This window comes from Pseudazoarcus sp. NS36 (genome assembly GCF_059703705.1).
In genome coordinates this window covers 1-22238 of the sequence record NZ_BAAKJA010000009.1, presented here as the reverse complement: position 1 = coordinate 22238, position 22238 = coordinate 1, and the positions used below count along the sequence as shown (strand labels likewise).

Here is a 22238-nt window from a genome sequence, read left to right as displayed (position 1 = left end):
CATGTCGACCAATCAACTGACCGAAGCCCAAACCATCGACGTGCTGCGCGCAAGCGTGATGAACGTCGCCTGCCTGCTGCCCGACGACGTCGAGATCTTCGTCTTCCGCGAACCCGGCGATCCGCGCGTCCACATCCAGCTCTGCATGCCGGACGGCGACGACATGAACTTCATCTGCGAGCGCACCACGCCCGTCGAGCTCGTGCCCTTCATGCAGGCAATGGGCGGCGTGCCCGCTGGGGAGGGCTGACCATGCCGTCCTACAACTTCAAGCAGCAGTTCGCCGACGCCGTCCGCTCAGGCGCCAAACGGCAAACCATTCGCCAGCGCGGCAAGCGCAAGCCGCCCACGGCTGGCGATATCGCGCACTGCTTTACCGGCCTGCGTACCCAGCAGGTTTCGCGCCTCGGCAAGTTCCCGATCGAGAGCGTCGAGCAGATCTGCATTTCTGCACCTGGTCGCACGGTCAGCATCCCGCGCGACGGGCGCTGGCAAGAGCTGGACGAAGCCGAGCTGCAGGCGCTGGCGCTGGCCGATGGCTTCGCTTCGGTCGATAGCTTCTTCGCCTTCTTCCAATCCGAACACGGCCTGACGTTCTCGGGCTACCTGGTCAAGTGGGGGTACGAGTGATGCGCGGCGAAAAGCTTAGATTCCGCACACCCGTTTGGCGCCCGGATTTCGACTCGGCGCCGCCGGTCGGTGGCGAGGTTGTTGAAGGCACTGTCGTCGCATTCGGGTTGGCGGCGCATCCGGCTCTCGGTGCGATGGGACGCCGAGGCTTCTGGTCAATCAGCGATCCGCAGACAGGGGCATATGTCGTGCACGGCGTCGAGCCCGGCCGCATGTCAGCGGTTGCCGAGCTGGTAAGGATGGCTGCGCAATTTGGCGACTTCCGTGCCGTGCTGGACGTCAAACGCCTGGAGCACGCGGAATCGTTTCAGGTACTCGAACCGGGAGGCACGACATGATGTGGCGCTTCATCTTCCGGCACATGTTCTGCCGCCACGTGTTTCGCATGGTCTACATCGAGTGGGACGGCACGACCTGCTGCGAGTGCGAGAAGTGCGGCAAGTGCAAGCGGGTGCCGCTGTGAGCGCCGTGCAAACCCGCCTCGCCACCGCCCGCGCCGCACAGCACGCCCAGCTGGTACGGCGCGTGCATGCGGCTGCGGGTCACCTCAAGCTCGACGACGACACCTACCGCAGCGCCATCGCCGCACACGCGGCCGGCAAGCGCAGCAGCAAGGATTGCAGCGTGGCCGAACTGGAGGCGCTGCTCGAGCACTTCCACAAGGCCGGCTACCCGCGGCCGGGTGGCAAGGCGCGCAAGCCGCTTTCACGGACTCAAAAGAAGATGTGGGCGCTGTGGCAAGTGCTGGCCGACGCCGGCCGGGTGCGCGACCGCACCATGCGTGGCCTGTTGAAGTGGATCGAGGGCCAGACCGACAACCACGTGCAGGCGCTGGACTTCCTGACGCCGGCACAGGAACACACGCTGATCGAGTCACTCAAGGCATGGAGCGAGAGATGAACGCACCGCGCACCGTGAACGTACCCGCCGAACTGCGCGCACCGCTGGAAGCGCTGTTTGATGACGCGTATCCGGAGCGCCTGCGCGAGGTGGCCATGCACCTCTACACCGGACTGATCGAGTCCGAAGCCCTGCAGGGCATGCCGCACGAGCAGCTCGCGCGCATCGCCCTGGAGCAAACCGAGATCCTGTCGTTCGAGCTGGGGGGCGACAGCTTCTACATGCACCGCGGCCACCGTTACCGGCTGAGCCTGCGTGACCGCCAGATCGCCGAGGAATTCAACGGCCGCAACCACCACGACCTGGCACGCAAGCACAACCTCACGACGGTGCGCATCTACCAGATCATTGCCGAGATCCGCGCCGAGGAATTCAGCAAGCGCCAGGGCAAGCTGCTGCTCGACGAGACCGGATCGTAAATCCGGCCCGTGGTGCCGCTATCGGCCCCCGTCGCGTCCGGATGCCCGCCAAAAGGTACGGAAAACGCACCACGGGCTTTTATAAAAGCTCGCAGGGCCGGTCAGGTGGCTACCGCCTCGACCATTTGACGGGCGGTCAGCAAGAGTTGGATTGCAGCGAACAACGCTACTACCAACGGCAGTGCAAACTCGAAGACTCCTCGCACCATCGCTGCACCTCGAATTACGCTCGCGTCCAACGAGAGCTTCCGCTCCAGCGTCTTGAGGAAAACGTATCGTGGGGAGTCATCCTGCCCCAACTCGGACAGTCTGCTTGTGCGTGGGTGATCCTTAATGTCCTGCTTGATTGCCGCCAGGCTGTCCACCTTCAGCAGCCAGCGCCAGCGCAGAAAATCGGTGGTGGCGTAAAAGATAAAGGCCGTGATGTAGTAGCCCAGGATCAGCGTCAGCATGTGCAGTACTGCAACCTGGTTGGACGATGTCAGTTCGATCCCCAGCCAACTGATTTTTTCTGGTATCAATTCCGCGTACGTGACGAACAGCGTCAGCGCTGAAAGCCCGAGCAGTGATCGCCGTTCTTTTCTGGTCACTTCGGACAGTGGGTCATCCACTGGCAGTAGCTCGTGTTCGCTCTTCATGATCGCCCCGAAATATCTAAAACGCTTTACCGGGTAATCATGCCACCTCGCACGCAAAGTGCGAGGCATGGATAAGGCAACGCTCCCCACCGATATCGAGATCTTCCGCGCCGGCCGTCACGTTGACGACCAGGGCGTGGCGCGTGACTTCACGCGGGCCGATCTTGTGCAGATGGCCGACGGCTACGACCCCGCCATTCACGAAGCGCCGCTGACCGTCGGCCACCCCAAGCACGACCTGCCGGCGTACGGCTGGGCCAAGCGCCTGGTGGTGGCCGGTGACAGCCTGGTGCTGCGCGAGCACCGCGACGTTGAGCCGCAGTTTGCCGAGATGGTTCTCACCCGGCGCTTCCCCAAGCGCAGCACCTCGTTCTATTCCCCCCAGCACCCCAGCAACCCCAAGCCGGGCACGTGGTACGTGCGCCATATCGGTTTTCTTGGCGCTCAGCCTCCGGGCGTGAAGGGGCTCAAGGAAGTTGCGTTCGCAGAAGACGCGGATGCCGTGTGCGTCAGTTTTTCCGAAGCCGGCGAGGACTCCGGCCCAACCACTCAGGAGCACCAGCAAATGGAAAAGGATCAGAAAGCGCTCGCCGACGCTGAAGCGAAGGCCACGCAAGAGCGGGAGCGCGCCGAGAAGGCCGAGGCCGCAGCTAAGGAAGCCACCGACAAGCTTGCGCAGTTCGCCGAGTCGCAGCGCCAGGCAACCCACGCGTCGCATGTGTCGTTCGCCGAGACCGAGGTGCAAGCCGGCCGTCTGCTGCCCAAAGACAAGGGCGCCGCCGTTGCCGTGCTGGACCTGCTGGGATCGAGCGAGCCGGTGTCGTTTGCCGAGGGTGATACGACCAAGAAGGTGCAGCCGGTTGAATGGCTCAAAACGCTGATCTCGGGTGCCAAGCCGGTGGTGCAGTTCGGCGAGTTCGCCAACGGCAACGCGGGCGACCAGGCCGCGCCGGCCGACGAGGCCGAGCTCGACAAGCGCGCCAAGGCCTACGCCAAGGAAAACAAGGTGAGCTACGCCGAGGCGCTGAGCGCCGTGGTGGCCACCTACACGACCAGCGCCTGAGCGCCGGTCACTGACCCCGAATCACACGAGGACACACAATCATGATGACGGCTGACGAAATCCGGCTGAAGCAAAGCGTAGTGCTGACCAACCTGCTGTTGGGTTTGGGTCAGGGCACGATGATTGCCGAGAAGCTGTTCCCCCGCCTGCCGCAGGCGCTGTCGAAAGTGGTGATCGCCCAGGTCGGCGAAGAGCGCTTCCGCAAGTACAACCTGCGCCGCGCGCCGGGCACCGCGACCAAGCGCGTGAACATCAAGTACGACGGCAAGACGTACGAGCTGGACCAGCACTCGATTGAAGTGCCGATGCCGCGCGAACTGATCCGCGAGAGCGAGGAGGCGCGCCGCCTGAACCTGACGGCCAACCTCGACATCAGCCGCATCGCCATGGTCACCGCGAACGACATTCTCGGCCTCGGGTACGAGATCGAAGTGGCCGAGATCGCCACCACTTCGGGCAGCTATGCGTCCGGTCACGTGCTGGCGCTGTCGGGGTCCACCAAGTGGAGCCATGCGGACGGCACCCCGGTGACGGACATCACCGCAGCCGCCGAGACTATCCGCAAGAAAGTCGGACGCCGCCCGAATCACCTCACGCTGTCGGCCGACGCGGCCGTGGCCTTGCGTCACAACGCCGAGGTGAAGACCTACCTCTCCAACACGCAGACGGGGCCGGCGACCATCGACCAGCTCAAGAGCATCCTCAACGTCGATGAGATCGTGGTTGGTGATGCGATTTTCGTCGGCGAAGACGACGAGAGTAATGACGTGTGGGGCAACAACGCGGTGTTGGCCTACGTGCCGCGCATGATCGGCTCGACCGGCGATATCAGCCTCGCGGAACCGGCTTTCGGCTTCACCAACGTGCTGGAAGGTCACCCGTACGCCGAGCAGCCGTACTACGAGGCCGGCGCCAAGTCGTGGATCTACGGCGCGACCTACGAGCGCAAGCCGAACATCGCTTACCCCGGCGCCGCCTTCCTGTTCCAGAACCCGAAGTAATCGACGCCATCCGCAGGCGGGGCGCGGTGCGCCCTGCCGGTCGGAATGCCGCCGCCACCCCATCAGGAGAAGACCATGTCGAAGCAACGCATTGCCCTGGTGTGCATCGCTTTGCACACCGTAGCGGGCCGCATCAACTTGAAGCCCGGCGAAGTGCTGCCGGACAACATCGGCGAACGCCAGCTGGCCGAACTGGAGCGTCTGAAGGCGTTCCGGCTGGAAGCGGCCGAAACGAACTCCTCCAAGGCCTCCGGCAAGCCTGCGGGCGAACCGGGCGCGGCCGGCGGCGTAAACGCCGGCACCAACACCACCGGCGAGAGCGGCAAGGGCTCGGACGGCGGGGGCGCTTCCTCGCCGTCCGCGACGGGCACGCCGCTACCCACGCTGACCGGCGACTCAACTGACGGCCTGACCAACCTGAACACGGCCGATGCCGCCGCATTGCGCGACGCCGGCATGACTGCACCGCAGGCCGCGAAGTTCATCGAATGGCGTGCGGCCCTGGGCCGCCCGCTGGCATCGGTGAGCGAGCTTGCGGACGTGCCGGGCATTGGCGCCCCCACGGTCGCCAAGATCAGCGATCGCGTGACGGTGTAAGCACACCGCCACCTGAAACCCGCTTTCACAGGAGCAAAACATCATGCGTCAGTTCGACAAACAGCACGCCGTCACGAAAGTGCTCACCGCGGCAGTACTGCCGCACCGCCTGATCAGTTTCGCGGGTGCCTATGCGGTGGGCACGGCGGGCGCAGGCGGCGCGACGGACGCCCAGGGCGTGTCGCAAACGGCCGGCGAGATCGGCCAGGCCATCAGCGTTGTCACCGGCTACTCCTACACGGTCGAGGCCGGGGGCGAGATCGCCGCCAATGCCTTCATCAAGCCCGGCACCTCGGGCAAGGCCGTGGCCGGCACGATCGCGGACAACTGCGGCCGTGCGGTGTCGGCCGCTGGGGCCGATGGTGACCTGATCGAGGTCATCCTGCAGCCGCACATCCACCCGACCAGCTAAGCGCCAGCATGCTGACGTACGCCACCGTTGCCGACCTGGTCGCACGCTTTGGTGAGCTGGAGCTGATCCAGCTCACCGACGTGACCAACATCCCGCCCAGCACCATCGACACGCCCCGCGTGGAGGTGAAGCTGGCGGATGCGGCGGCGTTTGTGGATGGCTACGTCGGCCAGGTGTATCGCCTGCCGCTGACCGGATGTGCCAAGCCGGCGACGGTGCCGGGTGGAGAGGTGGAGTACGTCGCCCCGCCCGTGATCACCCGGCTCACCTGCGACCTGGCGCGCTACTACCTGTACGACGATCTGGCGCCGGAGAACGAGGTGTATCGGCGCTACAAGGCGGCAGTGCGCGAGCTGGAGGCCATTGCCAACGGTGGGGCGGAACTGGCATGCCCGTGGGGCGGTTCGCCCGGTGCGCTGATCGGCAGCGATGCACAGAGCGGCAGCGCAGAGACGTACGCGTCCTTCAGCCCGCGCCAGATCACCGACGAGACGCTGCGGGGCTTCGAATGAGCCGCGCATCGTTTCACGCGGCCGAGCAGAGCATCGTCGAGCAGCTCACGGCGGCGATCCAGAGTGGCCCGAACGCCTGGGCGCGTGTGATCGGCACGCGCAAGAACCTCGCCGAAGTCGCAGAAGAGCAGCAGATCGTGCCGGCCGTTTATGTGGTGTACGACGGCTTCGTAGTGCTCGACGCCAACCAGTTCGAGGCCGCAATCGGCCACCGCTGGGTGGTGATCGTGGCGGTGTCGAGCGCAGCGCAACCGCGTGAGGCCGCACCGCTCAACGTCGAGGCTGGCCCGTACATGTGGGACGTGATCGGTGCGCTGCATGGCTTCGTCCCGGCCGGCTCGGAGACGGCGCTGATCCCGACCACGCCGCCGCGCCCCTACTACTCGGACGCGAAGTTTGCGTACTTCCCCACCGCGTTCATCACCACCGTGAAACACAGCATCCGCCGTGGCCCCATGCCCGGCAAACCCGGCAAGGCTTAAGGAGAAATCACATGAGTGCCGTCGACAAGTATTACTTCGGGCAGGGCAAGCTGCTCTCCCGCCTCGTTTCCACGGTTGGCCGCAGTGGCTGGCGCTGGTGGGGCGACGTTTCCACGCTGGAATATGCGCCCTCTGTCGAGACCGTCCGACACCGCGAATCCTTCAGCGGCCAGAAGGGCACGGCGCGCAAGTTCGATCTGCTGAGCGAGGCCATGATCAACGGCACCTTGCACCAGATCGACACCGAAGGTCTGGCGCTGCTGCTCAACGGCACGGTCACCACGATCCCGGCCGGCGTCGTTACCGATGAGCCGCTCGGCACGGTTGCTGTGGGCGACGTCTTCCGCCTCGATCAAGTCGGCATCAGCGGCTTGACGATTGTCGACAGCACCGACCCGACGCCGGCCGAGATCTTCGACCAGGAAGACCCGAACGACAACTTCCTGATCGAGGCGCCCTACGGCGCGCTCGAATGCCTGGCGCTGCCCGACTCGCCCGCCCCGACCATGCCGCTGCTGGCCTCTTACAGCTACGGCGAGTCCAAGCAGCTGGCCTTCCTCAACAAGCCGCCGCAGACCCTGCAGCTGCGCTACGAGGGCATCAACCTCGCCGAAGACGGTGCGCCGGTGGTGGTCGAGTGGTACCGCGTCAGCAGCTCCCTGCTGCAGCAGCTCGCGCTGATCACCTCGGGCACCGACGTGGCCGGTACGCAGTTCTCGCTCGAATCGCTGATCGACTCCAGCAAGCCGGCAAACGGCCCGCTGGGCCGGTTCGGCCGCTTCATCGAAGTCGGCGCCGCGGCGTAACACAGCCCACCCCGACGCCACCTCAGGGCCTGCACCGCAGGCGCCTGGGCTGGCACGGGAGCGGGTACCGGCGCCGGCCTTGTGCCGGCGTCGATCCTTCAATCACTCATTCAGGCGAGGAAGTCATGGCACGCAAGATCGCAACTGCGCAAACCCGCAAGCCCAGCAAGCAGGACACGACCCTTGAGGAGCTCGACACGCTGCACCCGGAACGCGAGGTGCCGATCGGTGACACGAAGCTCGTAGTGCGTGAGTACGGCGCGGTTGAATGGATGCGCCTGCTGCCCTTCGCGCGGCCGCTGATTCACGGCATTGCCCACATGCTGGAGCGCGGCGAGCCGCCGATGTACGAAGAGGTGCTGGAGGTGATCTCTGGGGAGATCGACGCACTGCTGCCGCTCGTTGCGCAGTCGGCCGACATCGATGTGTCGGCACTGGACCACATCAAACCCGACGAGCTCGACCTGCTGCTGATGACCTGGTGGGGGGTAAATGGCCGTTTTTTTATCAGCCGCGCCGTGAATCGGGTGGCCGTCGGCCAGGCGGAGAAGCGTCGCGTCGGACAGTCGGCTGGGGCGAAATCTACGCCACCCTCATCGCCAACGGACACGACCTCGACCGCGTCGGCCGCTACACAGAGCGACAGCTGATGCTGTTCTACCGCGAAGCGATCCGCCGCGAGCAGCGCTTGAGCGCGGACCGCCTGCTGGACGTCAATGCCGGCTTCGCCGGCGGGCAGGCGGCGAAGGATCGCTTGCGAGATCTGACCAAACCTGAGGGCTGAGCATGACTGGCGTTGGGCGTGGTGATCTGACCGTTGCACTGAAGGTTCAGGGCGACGTCTCCGACGCGATCCGCAAGCTTCAGGGTCTCGGCGCCTCGATGGCCGAGGTCGAGCGCGCATCCGAGAAGGCCAGCGAGGTGGCAGGCAGCGCCTTCGCCTCGCTCGGCATCCGCTCGACCGACGACATCCTGTACGACATCAAAGCGCAGCAGCAGGCGTTCGATGCGCTGCGCAACAGTGGCGTTGCATCAAGCGAAGAGATCTCGCGTGCGCAGGCTGCGCTGGAGCGCCGGGTCGAGTCGCTCAATGCCGAGCTGGGCAAATCGAAAGCGCAGGCAGACGCATCCGCTGCGGCCTTTCGTACCATCGGCATCCGCTCGACAGGTGAGGTGGAACGCGACATCCGGGCGCAGCAAACCGCATTTGAAGCGCTGCGCAAGAGCGGCACCGCGTCGTCTGAAGACATTGCCCGCGCGCAGGTGGTGGTGCAGCAGCGCGTGCAGTCGCTCAACGCAGAGCTGGGGCGGCTGCAGGGCCGCAAAGCCGCCGCGACCCTGTCAGCCAAGCAGTACTCGCAGGCAATGCGCATGCTGCCGATGCAGATCACGGACGTGGTCACGTCGGTGGCTTCTGGCATGCCGATCTGGATGGTCGCGATCCAGCAGGGTGGCCAGATCCGCGACTCGTTTGGTGGCATCGGGGCATCTCTGCGCGCCATCGGCTCGATGATTTCACCCGCGGTGCTCGGCATCGGCGCCGTGGCCGTAGTGGTGGGCACGCTGATCGCCGCCACCGTGCAGGGGAGCAACGAGTCCGCGCGCCTGGCAAACGCCATCGTGCTGACCGGCAACTATGCCGGCACGACGTATGGCGAAATGAACCGCCTGGCGGAGAGCATCGACGAAGTCAGCGGTACCCAGCGACAAGCGGCCGCTGCGCTGGAAGCGATCGTCAGCAGCGGCAAGATCGCGCGCACTGAGATGGAGGCGATCGCGTTTGCAGCCGTCGCATTCAGCAGCGCCACGGGGCGGGCCATCGGCGATGTCGTCGGCGAATTTGCCAAGCTGGCAGAGGAGCCATCCAAGGCAGCAGCAAAGCTCAACGAGCAGTACAACTTCCTGAATGCAGCCACCTACGAGCGGATCCGTGTTCTGGAAGAACAGGGCCGTGCGGAGGAAGCCGCCCGAGTTGCCCAAGAAGCATTTGCCAGCACGCTCACCACGCGCGCAACCGAGATCGAGGGAAACCTCGGCACTCTGCAACGCGCATGGCGAAGCGTGAAGGAAACCGCGGGTGAGGCGTGGGACGCGATGCTGGATGTCGGCCGCGCTGAGTCCCTGGATGATCGTCTGGATGCAGCGCGAGAACAGGCCGATCGGGCACGCTCGGTACGCAGCCGTTCTCCCCGTCAGCGTGCGCTGCAGTCTTACCTCGACGCTGAAGTCGAACGTCTGGAGGCAGAGGTAGCCGCCAACCGCCGCCGTGCCGAAGAGGAGGCCGACGAGGCGCGCAGAACGCAGGCGTTCATCGCAGCCTCGGATGCGGTGGCCAAGGCCAACGACGCAGCAGCGTCGAACACCGCCAAGATGAACAAGGCGCTGGAGGAGTACCGCAAGAATCTGGAGAAGATCCGTGCGGCAAATCCGAACAGCGCATTGCTCGACCCGAAGCAGATCGCCGAGACGGAAGCGGCGATCCGCAAGCGCTTCGAGACCAAAAGCACGACCAACCCGGTCGAGCAGGCTTACCAGGCGCAACTGCAGCAGCTGACGCTGGCACGCGTTGAAGCTGAAACGCGTTTGCAGAATGCGAAGGAAGGCACTGCCGCCACCGACGAGCGGGCCACGGCGCGCCTCGAGGCGTGGCTCACGGTCAACCGCAACGCGCTGAAGATGGATGAAGGGCGCGTGGCCACGCTGCGCCGCCTGGCTGAGCAGATCGACGCGGCGAGCGCGGCAACGGTAAAGCTGACCGAAGCCAAGCGCCGCGACGAGCGCATTACGTCCGGCCTGGCCGCGGTGGAAGCGCGCTACCAGCAGATCCTCGGCAACACCGCAGCAGCAGCCGTGGCAGCCGTCGACGAGCGCTGGCGCAAGCTGCGCACGGATCTGACCGAAGCCGGCAACTCCGAAGGCCTGATCCAGCTTGACCGCCTGATCAACGTCGAAAAGGCGCAGGCCGAGCTGGATGATCTGCAAAAGCAGATCGACCGCATCTTCGGGGCGCAGCAGCGTGCGGCGCAGCAGCTCGACATTGAAGTGCAGACGGGCAGCGTCGGCGAGATCGACGCCAAGCAACGTCTGATTGACCTTAACCGGATCACGGCGGAACAGATCGACGGGCTGCTGCCCCGCATGCGCGAGCTTGCTGCGATCACCGGCAATCCGGACATCGCTGCAGGTGTCGAGCAAATCGGGATCGAGGTGGCGCGGCTGCGCATCACTTCAGACGAGCTCGGCACCGCGCTGCGCCGAAGCTTTACCGAGAACTTCTCGTCCGCGCTGGAGAGCCTGGCCAACGGCACGGCATCCTTGCAGGAAGCGGTGACCGGCATGCTGCGCAGCATCGCGCAAGAGATGGCCCGCGTCGCCGCCCAGCAGATCGCAATTCGTGCGGTATCGGCGATGGGCTTCTCCAGTGGTGGCTACACCGGCGATGGCGGCAAGTTCGAGCCTGCCGGTGTCGTTCACCGTGGCGAATTCGTAGCCCGCAAGGAAGTGACGCAACAGCCTGGTGCGCGCACCTTCCTGGAGGACTTCAACCGGCGCGGGATGGCAGCGCTGGATGACTGGTCCAGCCTGGTGCAGCACGCGACCGGGGGGCTCGCCGGCTTTCCAGCGCCGGACGTGGCCGCACCGCGTCTGTCCAGCCAGCGCCTGGTTGAGCCGGCCAGCATGTTCCAGTCAAACACCGAAATTGGCATCCGGCCGATTGTCGCCATCGGCGAGGAGGAGCTGGCCGAAGCCATGAACAGCGCGTCCGGTGACCGGGTGCTGATCGCCCAGGCACGGCGCATGCGCAACGATCTGCGGCAACTGTTGGGAGTGAGCTGAATGTCTTTCGAAGTGGGGTTTACGGACCAGACCGGTCACACCGGTTACGCGCACCGCGAGGTGCTGCGCCGGATCATGGAGCTCGCTTGCGGTCTCGGGCGGGTGGATCCGCCGACGTTAGCTGGCGCGGGCGACGGCGCACTGACGGGGGTGATAAGCACGCCCGACACGGTCACAGAGACCTGGACGGTGGAATGCACGGCGGTGGCCGTGGGTGGGGGCACCTTCAGCGTGACCGGCTCGGTCTCGGGCGCGCAGCCCGCCGCCACGGTTGGCGTGCCGTACAGCAATGATTTCCTGTCCTTCGAGATCCTCGCCGGCGCGGCGGATTTCGAGCTGGGCGACACCTTCACGATCGAGGCCACGGCCAGCGCCAGCACGCTGCCGCCCGAGCAGCGCTGGACGCTGCTCGACTACATCGCGCCGGCGGCGATCGGCGAGCGTCACTACCTCTACCTGAAAGGCCCCGGCCTTTCAGGGGACCGCGAGATCTACGTAGGCTTCCAGAGCTATGAGTCGGTCGCGGCCGATGTGTACAACATCGCGGTGGGCGGCTTCATCGGCCATGTACCGGGCTTGCCCTGGGACAGCCAGCCGGGCGTGCAGACGCGCGGCCTGCCCAATCACAACCAGTTCTGCCGTTACTGGCTGGCGGTGGACGGGCAGCGCATCCTGCTCGGTTACGGCGTGGGATCCCCGGTGGTGTATGAGTCCGGCGGGGTGGGCTTCTTCCTGCCCTACGCGCGGCCGGGCCAGTACGGCTACCCGATGTTCGTCGCCGGCATGCTCAACGGCACACCGAACACCCGCTACAGCGACACTGCCCACACCATGCCGTGGAAGGGCGCGCGTGTGGGCTTTGTGCTGCGCGACCCGTCCGGCACATGGGTGCAGCCCACAGTGTGGCCGTGGAGCAATGAGTACATCGGTGGCGCTTCGCGCCAGCTGCGCGACACAAACGACAACTACCCGGTGCTCTCGCTGCAGCTCTACAGCGGCGGCAGCCTGTGGGGCCAGCTCGACGGGCTGGGCTATGTCAGCAACTTCAACAACACGGTCGAGAGTGTGATCCAGATGGGTGGCACGCCCGTCGCGGACAACCCCGCGTGGAGCGCGCCCGAGCGCGTTGATCAGATCATCGACGCCGGCGGCGTGCCATGGGTCTGCCTGCAGGACGTGGGGCGCACGTCGTTCAATGATTACTTCGCACTGAGGATGCTCTGATGGCTTATTACACGGGGGCATTCACGACGTTTGCGGGGCTGCGCGCTGCGATCATCAGCGCGTGCACGGCCGAGGGGTGGGCGCAGTCGGGCAATGTGCTGCACAAGGGCGATTGCCACGTCGAGCTGGCGGTGGTCTCGCTGGGCGGGACGACCGACTCGCACCTGAACCTCAAGATCGGCAACGGTATTGACGGCGCCAACGAGCTGACCGGCAAGCCCAACGACGTCGGTGTGCGCATGGGCTATGCAAGTGCCGGCACTGCGTCGTTCGGCACGCCCGTGTCGTGGGCCTGGCCGGCGACCTATCACATCCACATCCATGCAGATCCGGACGAGGTGTATGTGGTGGCCGAATACAACGGCGACTATTTCCAGCACTTGATGTTCGGTTGCAGCCCGCTGCCGGGTAACGCCGGCACCGGCAACTGGATGCATGGCACGTGGAGCACGGGCATCGTGGGCGGCGCCACGCATACGCAGCCGTTCTGGGCAGGTGCGTCCGCGTTCGGCGCGTGGGTGGACGGCAACGGAACCAACAGCGCGCAGGCGCGTCACTGCATCCCCGGCCCGTTCTGGCAGATCGACGCTGCCGGATCCTTTGGCGCGGGCGCGACCTCGTACATCCACGGTGCCATCGACAACACCACCGGCGAGCCGGGCTGGAGCGACAATTACACGAGCTTCGAGGGCGTCGGCTCGCCCAACCGCGCGGCCGTGGCCAGCGTTCCGGCGCGGCCCTTGATGTCGGTCCTGCCCAACCTGTGGAACTACGAGACCGTGCTGCTGCCGTGCCAGATCCTCACGCGGCGCCTTGAGGGCAAGACGTCGCTGATCGGTGAGCTGGCGCACCTGCGTATCACGCGCAACGACTACCTCCCGCCCGGCCAGGTCATCGAGTACGGCCCGGACCGCTGGAAGGTGTATCCCTTCTATCGCCGCAATGTTGCTGCGGGCGGCGGCGGGCTGGCGACTTCTGGCAACCACAGCGCCTGTCTGGCGGTTGCCATCCGCTACGACGGGGCCTGATAGCCCATGCCGATCCGACAAGGCTTCGTGCCGGCCGCCGACTACAGCGGCACCTATGCGTCCCCGTATCTGGCCTCGCACCTGGTGAGCCTAGACAACCCCTTCCCGCCGCAGGCCGACGTGCCGCCGATGCAGTCTCCCGGAACGGGGCCGAGCACACACACGATCAACGTACAGACGCCTGGCGCGACGGCGCGGGGCGGTTACGCCCCGCGCAGCTTCGCGCAGGACTACTACGAGCGCATCCACATCACGCCGCGCCGCATCGAGCTGGGCAACCTGGTGTCCGAGCAGGTGCGCGAAGTCGATGTGTGGAACGCTTTCCTGACGCCGCAAACGCTGTCCGAGACGGTGTTGGAGGACGGCGATGGGATCGACGTGCTTGCGCCTGGCGCGCTGCCGCTGCAGTTCCCCGCGCTGTCCGAGAAGACCTGGCAACTCAACATCTCGACGGTCGGCCCGAGCGAACTCGACGCACTGCTGACATTCGAGTGGGCCGGGCTATATGGCATTGCTGTGCAGATCACCGGCGCTCGCATCGTGCCGTGGCTGTTCGTGCATGAGTGGAGCCAGAGCCTGACCGAGCGGCTGGCATGGGCAAGCGACGTGATGCAAAGCATCACAGGCGTGGAGCAGGCGCGCAGCCTGCGCGAGGCCCCGCTGCGCAGCTTCGAGGGGCATACGGTGCTCGACGGCACGGCGGCGACCGCGCTGGACCTGGCAACCCATGCATGGGGGGCGCGCACCTGGGCGGTGCCGATCTGGCCGGACATCGAGTGGCTGAACGACCCGGTGGTGGCGGGTGCATCGAGCATCGCATGCGATACGGCCGGGCGCGACTTCAGGCCGGGCGGGCTCGCCTTGCTGCGCAGCATGGACTTCGAAAACGTGAGCGACTACGAGGTGGTCGAGATCGACGAGGTAACACCGACGGCGATCGAGCTGACGCGCCCGGTTGTCGGCGACTGGCCTGCCGGCACACGCCTCTATCCGGTACGGCTCGCGGACATGAGCGAGCAGCCGGCCATCCTTCGTCACAGCAGCAGCCTTGTGGACGTCGCAGTGCGCTTCGATGTGGTCGAGCCCTGCGACTGGCCGCCCGTTGCGCCCTCGAACACGTATCGCGACCACCCGGTACTGGAACGCCCACCCGAGTGGAGCGAACTGCCGACAGACGAGTTCGAGCGCATGGTGCGCCAGCTCGACAACCCCACCGGCTTTGCGCGTCGTACCGAAACCGCGCCGGTGCCGGCCACCCTGCGCCAGATGCGCTGGATGGTGCATTCGCGTGCGGCGCAGGCGGCGTATCGCTCGTTGCTGTACTGGCTGCGCGGCCGCGTCGGCCGGCTGTGGGTGCCGAGCTTCAATGACGATCTGCAGATCACGGACGTGACCGAAGAAGTCGAGACCGCGCTGGATGTGCGCGCAGTCGGCTATGTCCGCTTCGGAATCGGCCGGGTCGGGCGCCGCGACTTACGCATCGAGCTGACCGACGGGTCCGTGCTGTACCGCCGCGTCGACAACGCAACAGTGCTTGATGCCACAACCGAGCGGCTCGCCCTCGATGCCCCGCCCGGCGTTCAGTTGAGCCAGAGCAACGTGGCCCGGATCTCGTTCATGGAGTTGTCGCGGTCGGCCGCTGACAGCGCCGAAATTGAGCATGTGACGGACAGCGACGGTTTGGCGCTATCCGGGATCGTATGGAGGAGCCTGCGCGATGACGTTTGATGCCTATGAGGCCAGCGCCAACGGTGGCCGCCCGGTGCGGCTCTATGAGTTCCGCTACGGTCTGACCACGTGGCGTTACTGCTCGGGCGACCGGGATGTCACGCTGGGGCTGGATGTGTATCGCGCGCCCAAAGGCGGCGTGCGCGACAAGGGGGTGTCCCAATCGGGTGACTCGACTACCGATCTGCTGACAATCATCGCGCCCGCGGATCTGCCGTTCCTGCAACTGTTCCAGGCCATGCCGCCAGTTGATGAAGTCAGCGTGACCATCCGAACGGTGCATGTCGGCGATACCGAGGCGCTTGTCGAATTCGTTGGCAACGTCTCGGACGTGCAGGCGCGTGGCGTGGATCGGGTGGAGATCCAGTGCCAGGACATTCTGGTCGCGCTTGACGCCATGGGGCTGGCCATCGCCTGGCAGCGCGGCTGCCCGTACTCGGTGTATGACCACAACTGCCAGGTGACCCGCGAGTTGTTCCGGGTTTCGACTACGGTCGCCGAGGTGTCCGGCGTGACCATCACCAGCCCGGCCTTTGCCTTGTTTCCCAACGGCTGGTTCGCCGGTGGCCACGTCGAATGGATCGCCACAATCGGCGCAGTCGAGCGCCGCTTCGTGAAGGCACACACGGGTGTGCTGCTGGTGTTGCTCGGCGGTACATCCGGGCTGGCGGCGGACCAATCGGTGTCGGCCTTCGCTGGTTGTGACGGAACTACCGCGACCTGCCTCGACAAGTTCGACAACCTCGACAATCACGGCGGCTTCCCGAGCATTCCGGGCGAGTCGCTGTTTGACGGCCGACTGCTGTGGTGAGGAGGCGCCCATGATCTGGCAACAACTGATCGTCCTCGCGGCGAGCTACATCATCAGCTACGTGACGCGACCCAAGCCGCAGAACGCCAAGCCGCAGGCGTGGGACGCCTCGAAGCTTCCCAAGAGCGCCGAAGGCACGCCGCAGGCCATCGACTTCGGCACCTGCTGGAGCGAGGAATGGATGGTGCTGGGCTCGGCCAACTTCCGCACTCAGGCGATCAAGAAGAAGAACGGGAAGAAATGAGCATGGAAGGCTTGATCGTGACCACCGAGCATTTGCGCACCATCCCGGGCGGGGGCCGCAAGCCGGGATACTGCCTGCCGGCCTCGCGCGCCTTCTGTGCCGCGCACGGGCTGTGCTGGCGCACCTTCGTGCGCGAGGGCCTGCCGGCCGAGGTGCTGCTGGCCACCGGCGACGCGCTCGCCATTGCGCTGGTCGAGCATGCCCGCGCCTGCGAGGAGGCACACGATGGGCAGTAGCAAGAAGGTCACCGTCGGGTACCGGTACTTCGCGGACGTGCTGATGGGCTTCTCGCGCATGCCGTGCGACGCGTGGCGCGCCATCAAGATCGGCGGCCGCGAGGCCTGGAGCGGCAACCTGACCGGCAACGGCGTCATCGACATCAACAAGCCCAACCTGTTCGGCGGAGACGCTGGCGCGGGCGGCGTGGTGGGCAAACTGCACGTGATGTTCGGCGCGCCGGACCAGGCGCGCAACAGCGCGGTGGTGGCGGCCTTCGGGCCGCTGACGAGTGCGCTGCGCCACGTCAATACGGCCTTCTTCACCGGCCAGCTGTGCGCCATCAACCCCTACCCGGAGCCGTGGATGGTGCAGCGGACCACCATCCTCAAGGGCTGGCAGAACGACGAGGCGTGGTATCCCGCGCGGGCAGTGGTGGCCCCCGACGGGTTGCCTGTGCCGGCGATGAACCCCGCCCACATCCTGGTCAAGGCCATGACGCTGCGCGACGTGGGCGGCGGCCAGCCGATGAGCCGTCTCGATCTGGACGGCAGTTTCACCGCTGCGGCCGATGCGCTGCATGCCGAGGGCTTCGGGCTGTGCCTGCGCTGGAACACGCGGGTGAGCGTGGGCGAGTTCCTGCAACAGGTGTGCGACCACATTGCCGCCAGCCTGTATGTGTCGCGCCGCACCGGTCTGGTAACGCTCGCGCTGGCCCGCGGGGATTACGATGTCGATGATCTGGCGTTGTTTACCTTCGAGACGGGGCTGCTCGAAATTGAGGAGGCCGACAGTCCGGCCGGCGCGGGCGCGGTGAATGAGGTCGTGGTCGAGTGGCGCGATCCGGTGACCAACGAGACGCGCTCGACCGGCTGGCGCAACACGGCGGCCATCGCCGCCTACGGTCGGCGCAGCGAAACCATCCAGATGCCGGGCCTGCCCACGGCGCAGCTTGCCGCCCGGGTGGCCGCCCGCGAGGGCGAGCTGCGCGGCTCGGGCCTCAAGCGTTACAAGCTGGCCTTTGACCGGCGTGCGCGCGACATTACGCCGGCTGGCGTGTTCAGGATTTCCGCGCCGCAGCTGGGCATCGGCGAGGTGGTGCTGCGGGCGGTCAAGGTCGAGGACGGCGGGCTCGAAGACGGCGTGATCCGCATCACCGCCGTGCAGGACGTCTTCGGGATGGACAGCACTACCTATGTGGGCGTGCAGGAAAGCACCCACGTGATTCCTGACCGCAGTGCGGTGCCACCGGCCGCGCGGGCGCTACTTGAGGCCAACTGGCGCGAGTTGGCCGCGCGGCTGAGTGCTCAGGATCTGGCTGCAATCGATGACAACAGCAGCGCCATGACGTCGGTGGCGGCCCGACCCACGCCGCTCGCATTCAATTACACCCTGCTGGCGCGCGTGGGCAGCAACCCGTTTGAGGCGGTGGGTACCGGGGAATGGTGCCCTTCGGCCGTGCTCGCCGCACCGGTCGGGGTGATGGCCGAGGCCATGATCATCGTCTCGGGGCTGGACCTGGACCTCGTTGAGCCGGGCGAAGCGGCGCTGCTCGGCACCGAATGGTGCCGCGTTGAGGCCATTGACCCGGCCGCAGGCACGCTCACGCTGGCGCGTGGTTGCGCGGACACGCCGCCGCGGCCGTGGCCGGCCGGCACGCGCGTCTGGTTTACCGATGCCGGCGCACTGGCCGTTGAACAGGAGTACCTGAGCGAGACCGTCAACGCCAAATTCCTGACCCATACCAGTTCCGATTCGCTCGACGAGGCGCTGGCAAACATCGACAGCATTACCCTGACCAACCGCCAGGCCAAGCCCTACGCGCCCGGCCGCCTGCGGCTCAACGGGCAGGCCTATCCGACCGCGCTGGAGGCCGAGGCGCTGCAGATCGAGTGGGCGCACCGCAACCGGGTGCAGCAGGCTGACCAGCTCATCGATGAGGCGCTGGGTAGCGTCACACCGGAAGACGGCACGACCTATACCGTAGTGGTCGAACAGCCGCCCGGCACCGTCTTTGCCACCCAGACCGGGATCACCGGCACCGCCGCCGCGCCCGTGGCGCCGGCCAGCGGCACCGTGCGCGTGAGCGTTACCGCCCACCGCGACGGGCTGGCGTCCTGGTCGGCCGCGCGCCACGACTTTGACTGGACCTACATCGCCCCCACCTTCGCGGAGCGCCTGCCCACCGCCTTCTCCCAGAGCAGCGTCTACGGCGCCCTGACCGCCACCACCACCAACATGCGAGACGGCGACGGCGCCACCGGCGCCGGCACGGCCAGCACCGGGTGGATCGAAGCGGATCTGGGCGCCCCGGCGGCTGTGTCGCGCGTGCTCGTGGCCGGCGGCAACATGCCCGGCTGGGGCGCCGTTGCAACCTACCTCAACACCGCGACGCTGCAGTACTACGACGGGGCGAACTGGGTCACCGTGCTGACCATCTCAGGCGTGACCGACAGCGGCGCGAATCGCGAGAAGGCTTTTGACTTTACCGAGGTCGTGGCCCAGCGCTGGCGGCTGTACAAGACCGTCTATCTGGCAACGACCGAGTTCCGCCTGTTCGGGGCGGTGTGAAAGACGGGCGGCGTGCCTAGGTGTTAGCGCACCTCGACACGCCCCCAACCTGCAGACAGGGGCTGCAAGCCAGGCAAGGCCCGCCGCTCTCGCGAGAGCGTGCCAAGCCTACCATTTGAAAAGGGCTTGCAATGGATGAAATACGCTGCGGCAACTGCCGTCGACTGCTCGGCCGTGGCCAGGCGGTGAAGCTGCAAATCAAGTGCCCGCGCTGCGGGTGCATGAATCAGTTCTTTGATAACCCGAAGGCCATCGAGCCTCCCCCTCGCGCGACGCGATCGCCGGACAAAGGAGAGCAACATGGCAGGCCCAATCATCCCCTGGATCGGCGGTAAGCGCCGCCTCGCAAAGCACATCATCCCGGTGATGCCAGCGCACACTTGCTACGTCGAACCATTCGCGGGCGGCGCCGCACTGTATTTCATGAAGCCCCCGGTCAAGGCCGAGGTGCTCAACGACATCAACGGCGACCTCGTCAATCTGTACCGCGTCGTGAAGCACCACCTCGACGCCTTCGTTCAGGAGTTCCGGTGGTCGCTGACCAGCCGGCAGATGTTCGACTGGGCAAAGCATGCCGCACCCGCCACCCTGACCGACATACAGCGCGCCGCTCGGTTCTACTATCTTCAGCGCCTGGCATTCGGCGCCAAGATATCCGGGCAGACATTCGGCACCGCCACCACGGCCGGGGCGCGGTTCAACCTGACTCGGGTTGAGGAGGATCTGTCGGCAGCGCACCTCCGGCTGTCACAGACCACCATCGAGCACCTTCCGTGGGCGGTCTGCATCGAGCGATACGACCGCCCACACACGCTGTTCTACCTCGACCCCCCGTACTGGGGAACCGAGGGTTACGGCGTCGAGTTCGGCCTCGACAACTATCAGCGGATGGCCGAGGTGGCCAAGTCGATCAAGGGCCGCATGCTCATTTCCGTCAACGACATCCCCGAGATGCACCGGGCGTTCGCCGGCCTGCACATCGAGCGCCTGGCCATCCGCTACACAGTCGGAGGCAACGGACGGTCGGGCACGTCGAGCGAGCTGCTCATACGCAACTGGTAGACGAGCAAACGACAAGGCCGGCATCAGCCGGCCTTTCGTGTCGCGCAAAATTCTTGTGTACTGTGCAACTCACGGCGCGGCCATTTATCTCGCTTCACGAGCCGCATTTATCGCGGCGCGCTTTATTCGGCTCTGCCGTGCTGACCATCACCGCCCGCCCGGACAGGCACAGCACGCGCGCGCCGGTCAGCAAGTCCTCGGCAAACAGTTGCGCTTCCACGGTTACCGAACGCTCGCCCACGCGTTCAACCCGCCCCAGGCATTCGGTCAGGCTGCCGGCGGGTACCGGCGCATGAAACTGCAACTCGCGCAGCGAGGCCGTCACCAGAGGCCCGCGCAGCGCCTTGCTGCCCAGGATGAAGGCCAGCTTGTCGAGCATCGACAAGGCCGCGCCGCCAAACAGTGTGCCATGGTGATTGCATTGATCCGGCAACACCAGATCGGTCAGGGAAAGCGTCAGGGGAGAAGACATGAAAGGCTCCGGTTGAAGGCGGAGCCGCAAACGGGAACGCGCGCTCCCACGCAAGCGTGGCAACGCAGCCTTCTCGCCAGGGACACCCCGCCCGAACGTGGTTGAAGAATGGCTCCGGGCAGGTCTCCTGACTCTCGGCTTCGCGTTGCACGCCGCCTTCCCGGAAGCTTCCAGTGGCAGATTGGCGTACGACTTGCCGATTACAGTTGCGGGGGCAGTTCCGGCTTGCGGGCGAAGTGCCCGTCACCGGATTCTCTTTTCATGCCCGCCGTGACGGCGGGCAACCTCGGAGTGGCGCAGATCATACCGGGTTGGAGTGCGCGGAGGGTTTTGTCGCACTTGTCTTGCAGGAGCCGTATTTCCGGAGACTTCCCGTAGGATGGTCCGGGCAAGCCGGGGTAAGGCGCCGCAACGGTATGGCAGGCGCCGGAGAAGTTTGGGCGATTGTTCGGATTGAAGCGTGCAACCGTCGGTAGGTCTTTGGCGACTCTGTGCACCTGTTCAGCGGGCTTGGCTCAGTGTCATCCGTTTCAGAGGTTGGTAGTGAAAAAGAAAATAATGACCAGGGTGTTGAAGAGCTCTTTCCGCGAGCCCTTCTGCAGAAACTTTGCCTACAACTACCTCCTCCGCAAGAACTCGGAGCACGCATCCTCCCGCGGTCATCGCATGGCTGTGTACGCCAACGACCTGATCGGGCTGTTCATCTACCTGAACGGTGTGCACGAAAAGGATGAAATCGAAGATCTCCTGCAGCTCATGGCTCTACTTGAGATCGATCTTTCTGCCGCTTCCGTGATCGACGCCGGAGCGAACATCGGAAACCATTCACTTGAGTTCGCCAGGCATTTCGCGAAGGTGCATGCCTTTGAGCCCAATCCGCATACATTCAAGTTGCTGAGCTTCAATGCCGGCTTCCGCCCGAACATTGCGGTGTTCAACCATGGGCTGTCAGACCAGGAAGAGGTCTTGCTGCTGTCGGAAAACATCGTGAATTACGGCGGGTCTTCGGCCGTACTGCCGGTCGACAGCGACTCTCGGGTACGAATTGAAGTCAAACGGCTGGACGATGTTGCGGAAGGGATCCGTGACGTCAGCCTGATCAAGATCGATGTAGAAGGCATGGAGCTCAATGTGCTGAAGGGCGCGGTCGAGACGATCCGCTTGCATCAGCCGATCATTGCCTTTGAACAGCACTCAACAGCGTTTATTGAAGGCGGAGAGACCGCCTCCATAAAATTCCTCAGAAGCCTTGGCTACGAGATGTGCGTGATCGAAACGGATCGAGACAGACAGTCGTGGATTTCAAGACGGCTCAGAAACGTATCCGAGCTTCTCTTCGGACGAAAGGATGTGCGCAGCATCGTGCTGGTGCCGGAGCTTGCCTGCGGCACGTACGACATGATCATTGCCTTGCCCGCAAAGCACGCTGCCAAGGTGAGTGCTGATTGAGTTGTCGCCCGGACGATCTCAGCCTGTGACCTGCTCCCCGTTTTCAGTACCACGCTGAACTTAGTAGAGTCCGTTGTCCGAACAGGAGACGGCAGTGAAGAAGCGTTTTACGGAAGAGCAGATTCTGGATTTTCTG

At 65.3% G+C, this 22238-nt stretch carries 28 protein-coding genes and 1 riboswitch; of the genes, 26 read left to right on the top strand and 2 right to left on the bottom strand.

The genetic code is table 11. From position 1 onward, the window contains the following. Position 1: 1 nt before the first annotated feature. The 6 genes from AC6H0R_RS13990 to AC6H0R_RS13965 are packed head-to-tail and all read left to right on the top strand — an operon-like array spanning position 2 to position 1949. Positions 2 to 250, top strand: coding sequence for a hypothetical protein (locus AC6H0R_RS13990; RefSeq protein ID WP_497581980.1), 249 nt, complete (start codon positions 2 to 4; stop codon positions 248 to 250). 2 nt (positions 251 to 252) lie between these two features. Beyond that, on the top strand, positions 253 to 630 hold the full coding sequence (locus AC6H0R_RS13985; protein ID WP_497581979.1) for an ASCH domain-containing protein: 378 nt from the start codon (positions 253 to 255) through the stop codon (positions 628 to 630). Next, on the top strand, positions 627 to 968 hold the full coding sequence (locus AC6H0R_RS13980) for a hypothetical protein (protein WP_497581978.1): 342 nt from the start codon (positions 627 to 629) through the stop codon (positions 966 to 968). Before AC6H0R_RS13985 ends, AC6H0R_RS13980 begins: the two co-directional genes overlap by 4 nt. After that, positions 965 to 1093 (top strand): hypothetical protein, encoded by a 129-nt coding sequence (locus AC6H0R_RS13975; protein ID WP_497581977.1) that lies wholly within the window; start codon positions 965 to 967, stop codon positions 1091 to 1093. The genes AC6H0R_RS13980 and AC6H0R_RS13975 overlap by 4 nt, the downstream gene beginning before the upstream one ends. A gap of 5 nt (positions 1094 to 1098) precedes the next feature. After that, positions 1099 to 1530, top strand: coding sequence for a regulatory protein GemA (locus AC6H0R_RS13970; protein ID WP_497581976.1), 432 nt, complete (start codon positions 1099 to 1101; stop codon positions 1528 to 1530). Further along, positions 1527 to 1949 (top strand): Mor transcription activator family protein, encoded by a 423-nt coding sequence (locus AC6H0R_RS13965; RefSeq protein ID WP_497581975.1) that lies wholly within the window; start codon positions 1527 to 1529, stop codon positions 1947 to 1949. The genes AC6H0R_RS13970 and AC6H0R_RS13965 overlap by 4 nt, the downstream gene beginning before the upstream one ends. 101 nt (positions 1950 to 2050) lie before the next feature. Here the strand turns inward: AC6H0R_RS13965 and AC6H0R_RS13960 are convergent, their stop codons facing one another. Then, entirely contained in the window at positions 2051 to 2587 is a 537-nt protein-coding gene (locus tag AC6H0R_RS13960) for a hypothetical protein (RefSeq protein ID WP_497581974.1), read from the bottom strand. Between the two features lie 67 nt (positions 2588 to 2654). Here AC6H0R_RS13960 and AC6H0R_RS13955 point away from each other — a divergent pair, with 67 nt between their 5' ends. The 19 genes from AC6H0R_RS13955 (at position 2655) to AC6H0R_RS13865 (ending at position 20181) form a co-directional block, all read left to right on the top strand. After that, complete coding sequence (locus tag AC6H0R_RS13955; RefSeq protein WP_497581973.1) at positions 2655 to 3650, top strand: hypothetical protein; 996 nt, start codon at positions 2655 to 2657, stop codon at positions 3648 to 3650. Positions 3651 to 3691: 41 nt separating this feature from the next. Continuing rightward, complete coding sequence (locus tag AC6H0R_RS13950; protein WP_497581972.1) at positions 3692 to 4651, top strand: major capsid protein; 960 nt, start codon at positions 3692 to 3694, stop codon at positions 4649 to 4651. Between the two features lie 75 nt (positions 4652 to 4726). Then, positions 4727 to 5248, top strand: a complete 522-nt coding sequence (locus AC6H0R_RS13945) for a ComEA family DNA-binding protein (protein WP_497581971.1) — start codon at positions 4727 to 4729, stop codon at positions 5246 to 5248. A 43-nt stretch (positions 5249 to 5291) separates the two neighbouring features. Then, entirely contained in the window at positions 5292 to 5660 is a 369-nt protein-coding gene (locus AC6H0R_RS13940) for a DUF2190 domain-containing protein (RefSeq protein ID WP_497581970.1), read from the top strand. Between the two features lie 8 nt (positions 5661 to 5668). After that, positions 5669 to 6172, top strand: coding sequence for a gp436 family protein (locus AC6H0R_RS13935; RefSeq protein ID WP_497581969.1), 504 nt, complete (start codon positions 5669 to 5671; stop codon positions 6170 to 6172). Further along, positions 6169 to 6654, top strand: coding sequence for a phage tail terminator protein (locus AC6H0R_RS13930; protein ID WP_497581968.1), 486 nt, complete (start codon positions 6169 to 6171; stop codon positions 6652 to 6654). Before AC6H0R_RS13935 ends, AC6H0R_RS13930 begins: the two co-directional genes overlap by 4 nt. A gap of 11 nt (positions 6655 to 6665) precedes the next feature. After that, positions 6666 to 7460 (top strand): phage tail tube protein, encoded by a 795-nt coding sequence (locus tag AC6H0R_RS13925; RefSeq protein WP_497581967.1) that lies wholly within the window; start codon positions 6666 to 6668, stop codon positions 7458 to 7460. 125 nt (positions 7461 to 7585) lie between these two features. Continuing rightward, positions 7586 to 8110, top strand: coding sequence for a DUF6631 family protein (locus tag AC6H0R_RS13920; RefSeq protein WP_497581966.1), 525 nt, complete (start codon positions 7586 to 7588; stop codon positions 8108 to 8110). Further along, positions 8110 to 8244 (top strand): hypothetical protein, encoded by a 135-nt coding sequence (locus tag AC6H0R_RS13915; protein WP_497581965.1) that lies wholly within the window; start codon positions 8110 to 8112, stop codon positions 8242 to 8244. The genes AC6H0R_RS13920 and AC6H0R_RS13915 overlap by 1 nt, the downstream gene beginning before the upstream one ends. A gap of 2 nt (positions 8245 to 8246) precedes the next feature. Continuing rightward, positions 8247 to 11297 (top strand): phage tail length tape measure family protein, encoded by a 3051-nt coding sequence (locus AC6H0R_RS13910; protein ID WP_497581964.1) that lies wholly within the window; start codon positions 8247 to 8249, stop codon positions 11295 to 11297. Beyond that, entirely contained in the window at positions 11298 to 12521 is a 1224-nt protein-coding gene (locus AC6H0R_RS13905; protein ID WP_497581963.1) for a hypothetical protein, read from the top strand. Then, on the top strand, positions 12521 to 13549 hold the full coding sequence (locus tag AC6H0R_RS13900; RefSeq protein ID WP_497581962.1) for a hypothetical protein: 1029 nt from the start codon (positions 12521 to 12523) through the stop codon (positions 13547 to 13549). Before AC6H0R_RS13905 ends, AC6H0R_RS13900 begins: the two co-directional genes overlap by 1 nt. 6 nt (positions 13550 to 13555) lie before the next feature. Continuing rightward, a complete protein-coding gene (locus AC6H0R_RS13895) occupies positions 13556 to 15277 on the top strand; it encodes a hypothetical protein (RefSeq protein ID WP_497581961.1) in 1722 nt (573 codons plus the stop codon). After that, complete coding sequence (locus AC6H0R_RS13890) at positions 15267 to 16088, top strand: phage/gene transfer agent baseplate hub protein (RefSeq protein ID WP_497581960.1); 822 nt, start codon at positions 15267 to 15269, stop codon at positions 16086 to 16088. The genes AC6H0R_RS13895 and AC6H0R_RS13890 overlap by 11 nt, the downstream gene beginning before the upstream one ends. 10 nt (positions 16089 to 16098) lie before the next feature. Further along, positions 16099 to 16332: a hypothetical protein gene (locus tag AC6H0R_RS13885; protein WP_497581959.1), complete on the top strand. Its 234-nt coding sequence runs from the start codon at positions 16099 to 16101 to the stop codon at positions 16330 to 16332. A gap of 2 nt (positions 16333 to 16334) precedes the next feature. Beyond that, positions 16335 to 16568, top strand: a complete 234-nt coding sequence (locus tag AC6H0R_RS13880; protein ID WP_497581958.1) for a hypothetical protein — start codon at positions 16335 to 16337, stop codon at positions 16566 to 16568. Next, entirely contained in the window at positions 16558 to 19119 is a 2562-nt protein-coding gene (locus tag AC6H0R_RS13875) for a hypothetical protein (protein WP_497581957.1), read from the top strand. The genes AC6H0R_RS13880 and AC6H0R_RS13875 overlap by 11 nt, the downstream gene beginning before the upstream one ends. A gap of 131 nt (positions 19120 to 19250) precedes the next feature. After that, a complete protein-coding gene (locus AC6H0R_RS13870) occupies positions 19251 to 19454 on the top strand; it encodes a Com family DNA-binding transcriptional regulator (protein WP_497581956.1) in 204 nt (67 codons plus the stop codon). Beyond that, positions 19420 to 20181 (top strand): DNA adenine methylase, encoded by a 762-nt coding sequence (locus tag AC6H0R_RS13865; protein ID WP_497581955.1) that lies wholly within the window; start codon positions 19420 to 19422, stop codon positions 20179 to 20181. The genes AC6H0R_RS13870 and AC6H0R_RS13865 overlap by 35 nt, the downstream gene beginning before the upstream one ends. Positions 20182 to 20275: 94 nt before the next feature. On the opposite strand, the gene AC6H0R_RS13860 is transcribed toward AC6H0R_RS13865, so the two are convergent. Further along, a complete protein-coding gene (locus AC6H0R_RS13860; RefSeq protein ID WP_497581954.1) occupies positions 20276 to 20653 on the bottom strand; it encodes an acyl-CoA thioesterase in 378 nt (125 codons plus the stop codon). A 100-nt stretch (positions 20654 to 20753) separates the two neighbouring features. Continuing rightward, positions 20754 to 20958, bottom strand: a riboswitch (cobalamin riboswitch). 238 nt (positions 20959 to 21196) lie between these two features. On the opposite strand from AC6H0R_RS13860, the gene AC6H0R_RS13855 reads away from it, so the two are divergent. Further along, the gene (locus AC6H0R_RS13855) at positions 21197 to 22102 is read left to right on the top strand and encodes an FkbM family methyltransferase (protein WP_497581953.1); all 906 of its coding nucleotides are present in this window, start codon (positions 21197 to 21199) and stop codon (positions 22100 to 22102) included. Positions 22103 to 22238 lie beyond the last annotated feature (136 nt).

What these genes read in the sequence shown, in the direction of transcription:
- AC6H0R_RS13860 (WP_497581954.1), bottom strand. Translation starts at nt 20,653, where the DNA reads ATGTCTTCTCCCCTGACGCTTTCCCTGACCGATCTGGTGTTGCCGGAT.
- AC6H0R_RS13925 (WP_497581967.1), top strand. Translation starts at nt 6,666, where the DNA reads ATGAGTGCCGTCGACAAGTATTACTTCGGGCAGGGCAAGCTGCTCTCC.
- AC6H0R_RS13870 (WP_497581956.1), top strand. Translation starts at nt 19,251, where the DNA reads ATGGATGAAATACGCTGCGGCAACTGCCGTCGACTGCTCGGCCGTGGC.
- AC6H0R_RS13875 (WP_497581957.1), top strand. Translation starts at nt 16,558, where the DNA reads ATGGGCAGTAGCAAGAAGGTCACCGTCGGGTACCGGTACTTCGCGGAC.
- AC6H0R_RS13950 (WP_497581972.1), top strand. Translation starts at nt 3,692, where the DNA reads ATGATGACGGCTGACGAAATCCGGCTGAAGCAAAGCGTAGTGCTGACC.
- AC6H0R_RS13885 (WP_497581959.1), top strand. Translation starts at nt 16,099, where the DNA reads ATGATCTGGCAACAACTGATCGTCCTCGCGGCGAGCTACATCATCAGC.
- AC6H0R_RS13920 (WP_497581966.1), top strand. Translation starts at nt 7,586, where the DNA reads ATGGCACGCAAGATCGCAACTGCGCAAACCCGCAAGCCCAGCAAGCAG.
- AC6H0R_RS13940 (WP_497581970.1), top strand. Translation starts at nt 5,292, where the DNA reads ATGCGTCAGTTCGACAAACAGCACGCCGTCACGAAAGTGCTCACCGCG.
- AC6H0R_RS13985 (WP_497581979.1), top strand. Translation starts at nt 253, where the DNA reads ATGCCGTCCTACAACTTCAAGCAGCAGTTCGCCGACGCCGTCCGCTCA.
- AC6H0R_RS13955 (WP_497581973.1), top strand. Translation starts at nt 2,655, where the DNA reads ATGGATAAGGCAACGCTCCCCACCGATATCGAGATCTTCCGCGCCGGC.
- AC6H0R_RS13905 (WP_497581963.1), top strand. Translation starts at nt 11,298, where the DNA reads ATGTCTTTCGAAGTGGGGTTTACGGACCAGACCGGTCACACCGGTTAC.
- AC6H0R_RS13900 (WP_497581962.1), top strand. Translation starts at nt 12,521, where the DNA reads ATGGCTTATTACACGGGGGCATTCACGACGTTTGCGGGGCTGCGCGCT.
- AC6H0R_RS13895 (WP_497581961.1), top strand. Translation starts at nt 13,556, where the DNA reads ATGCCGATCCGACAAGGCTTCGTGCCGGCCGCCGACTACAGCGGCACC.
- AC6H0R_RS13935 (WP_497581969.1), top strand. Translation starts at nt 5,669, where the DNA reads ATGCTGACGTACGCCACCGTTGCCGACCTGGTCGCACGCTTTGGTGAG.
- AC6H0R_RS13910 (WP_497581964.1), top strand. Translation starts at nt 8,247, where the DNA reads ATGACTGGCGTTGGGCGTGGTGATCTGACCGTTGCACTGAAGGTTCAG.
- AC6H0R_RS13880 (WP_497581958.1), top strand. Translation starts at nt 16,335, where the DNA reads ATGGAAGGCTTGATCGTGACCACCGAGCATTTGCGCACCATCCCGGGC.
- AC6H0R_RS13915 (WP_497581965.1), top strand. Translation starts at nt 8,110, where the DNA reads ATGCTGTTCTACCGCGAAGCGATCCGCCGCGAGCAGCGCTTGAGCGCG.
- AC6H0R_RS13945 (WP_497581971.1), top strand. Translation starts at nt 4,727, where the DNA reads ATGTCGAAGCAACGCATTGCCCTGGTGTGCATCGCTTTGCACACCGTA.
- AC6H0R_RS13965 (WP_497581975.1), top strand. Translation starts at nt 1,527, where the DNA reads ATGAACGCACCGCGCACCGTGAACGTACCCGCCGAACTGCGCGCACCG.
- AC6H0R_RS13960 (WP_497581974.1), bottom strand. Translation starts at nt 2,587, where the DNA reads ATGAAGAGCGAACACGAGCTACTGCCAGTGGATGACCCACTGTCCGAA.
- AC6H0R_RS13990 (WP_497581980.1), top strand. Translation starts at nt 2, where the DNA reads ATGTCGACCAATCAACTGACCGAAGCCCAAACCATCGACGTGCTGCGC.
- AC6H0R_RS13975 (WP_497581977.1), top strand. Translation starts at nt 965, where the DNA reads ATGATGTGGCGCTTCATCTTCCGGCACATGTTCTGCCGCCACGTGTTT.
- AC6H0R_RS13890 (WP_497581960.1), top strand. Translation starts at nt 15,267, where the DNA reads ATGACGTTTGATGCCTATGAGGCCAGCGCCAACGGTGGCCGCCCGGTG.
- AC6H0R_RS13930 (WP_497581968.1), top strand. Translation starts at nt 6,169, where the DNA reads ATGAGCCGCGCATCGTTTCACGCGGCCGAGCAGAGCATCGTCGAGCAG.
- AC6H0R_RS13865 (WP_497581955.1), top strand. Translation starts at nt 19,420, where the DNA reads ATGGCAGGCCCAATCATCCCCTGGATCGGCGGTAAGCGCCGCCTCGCA.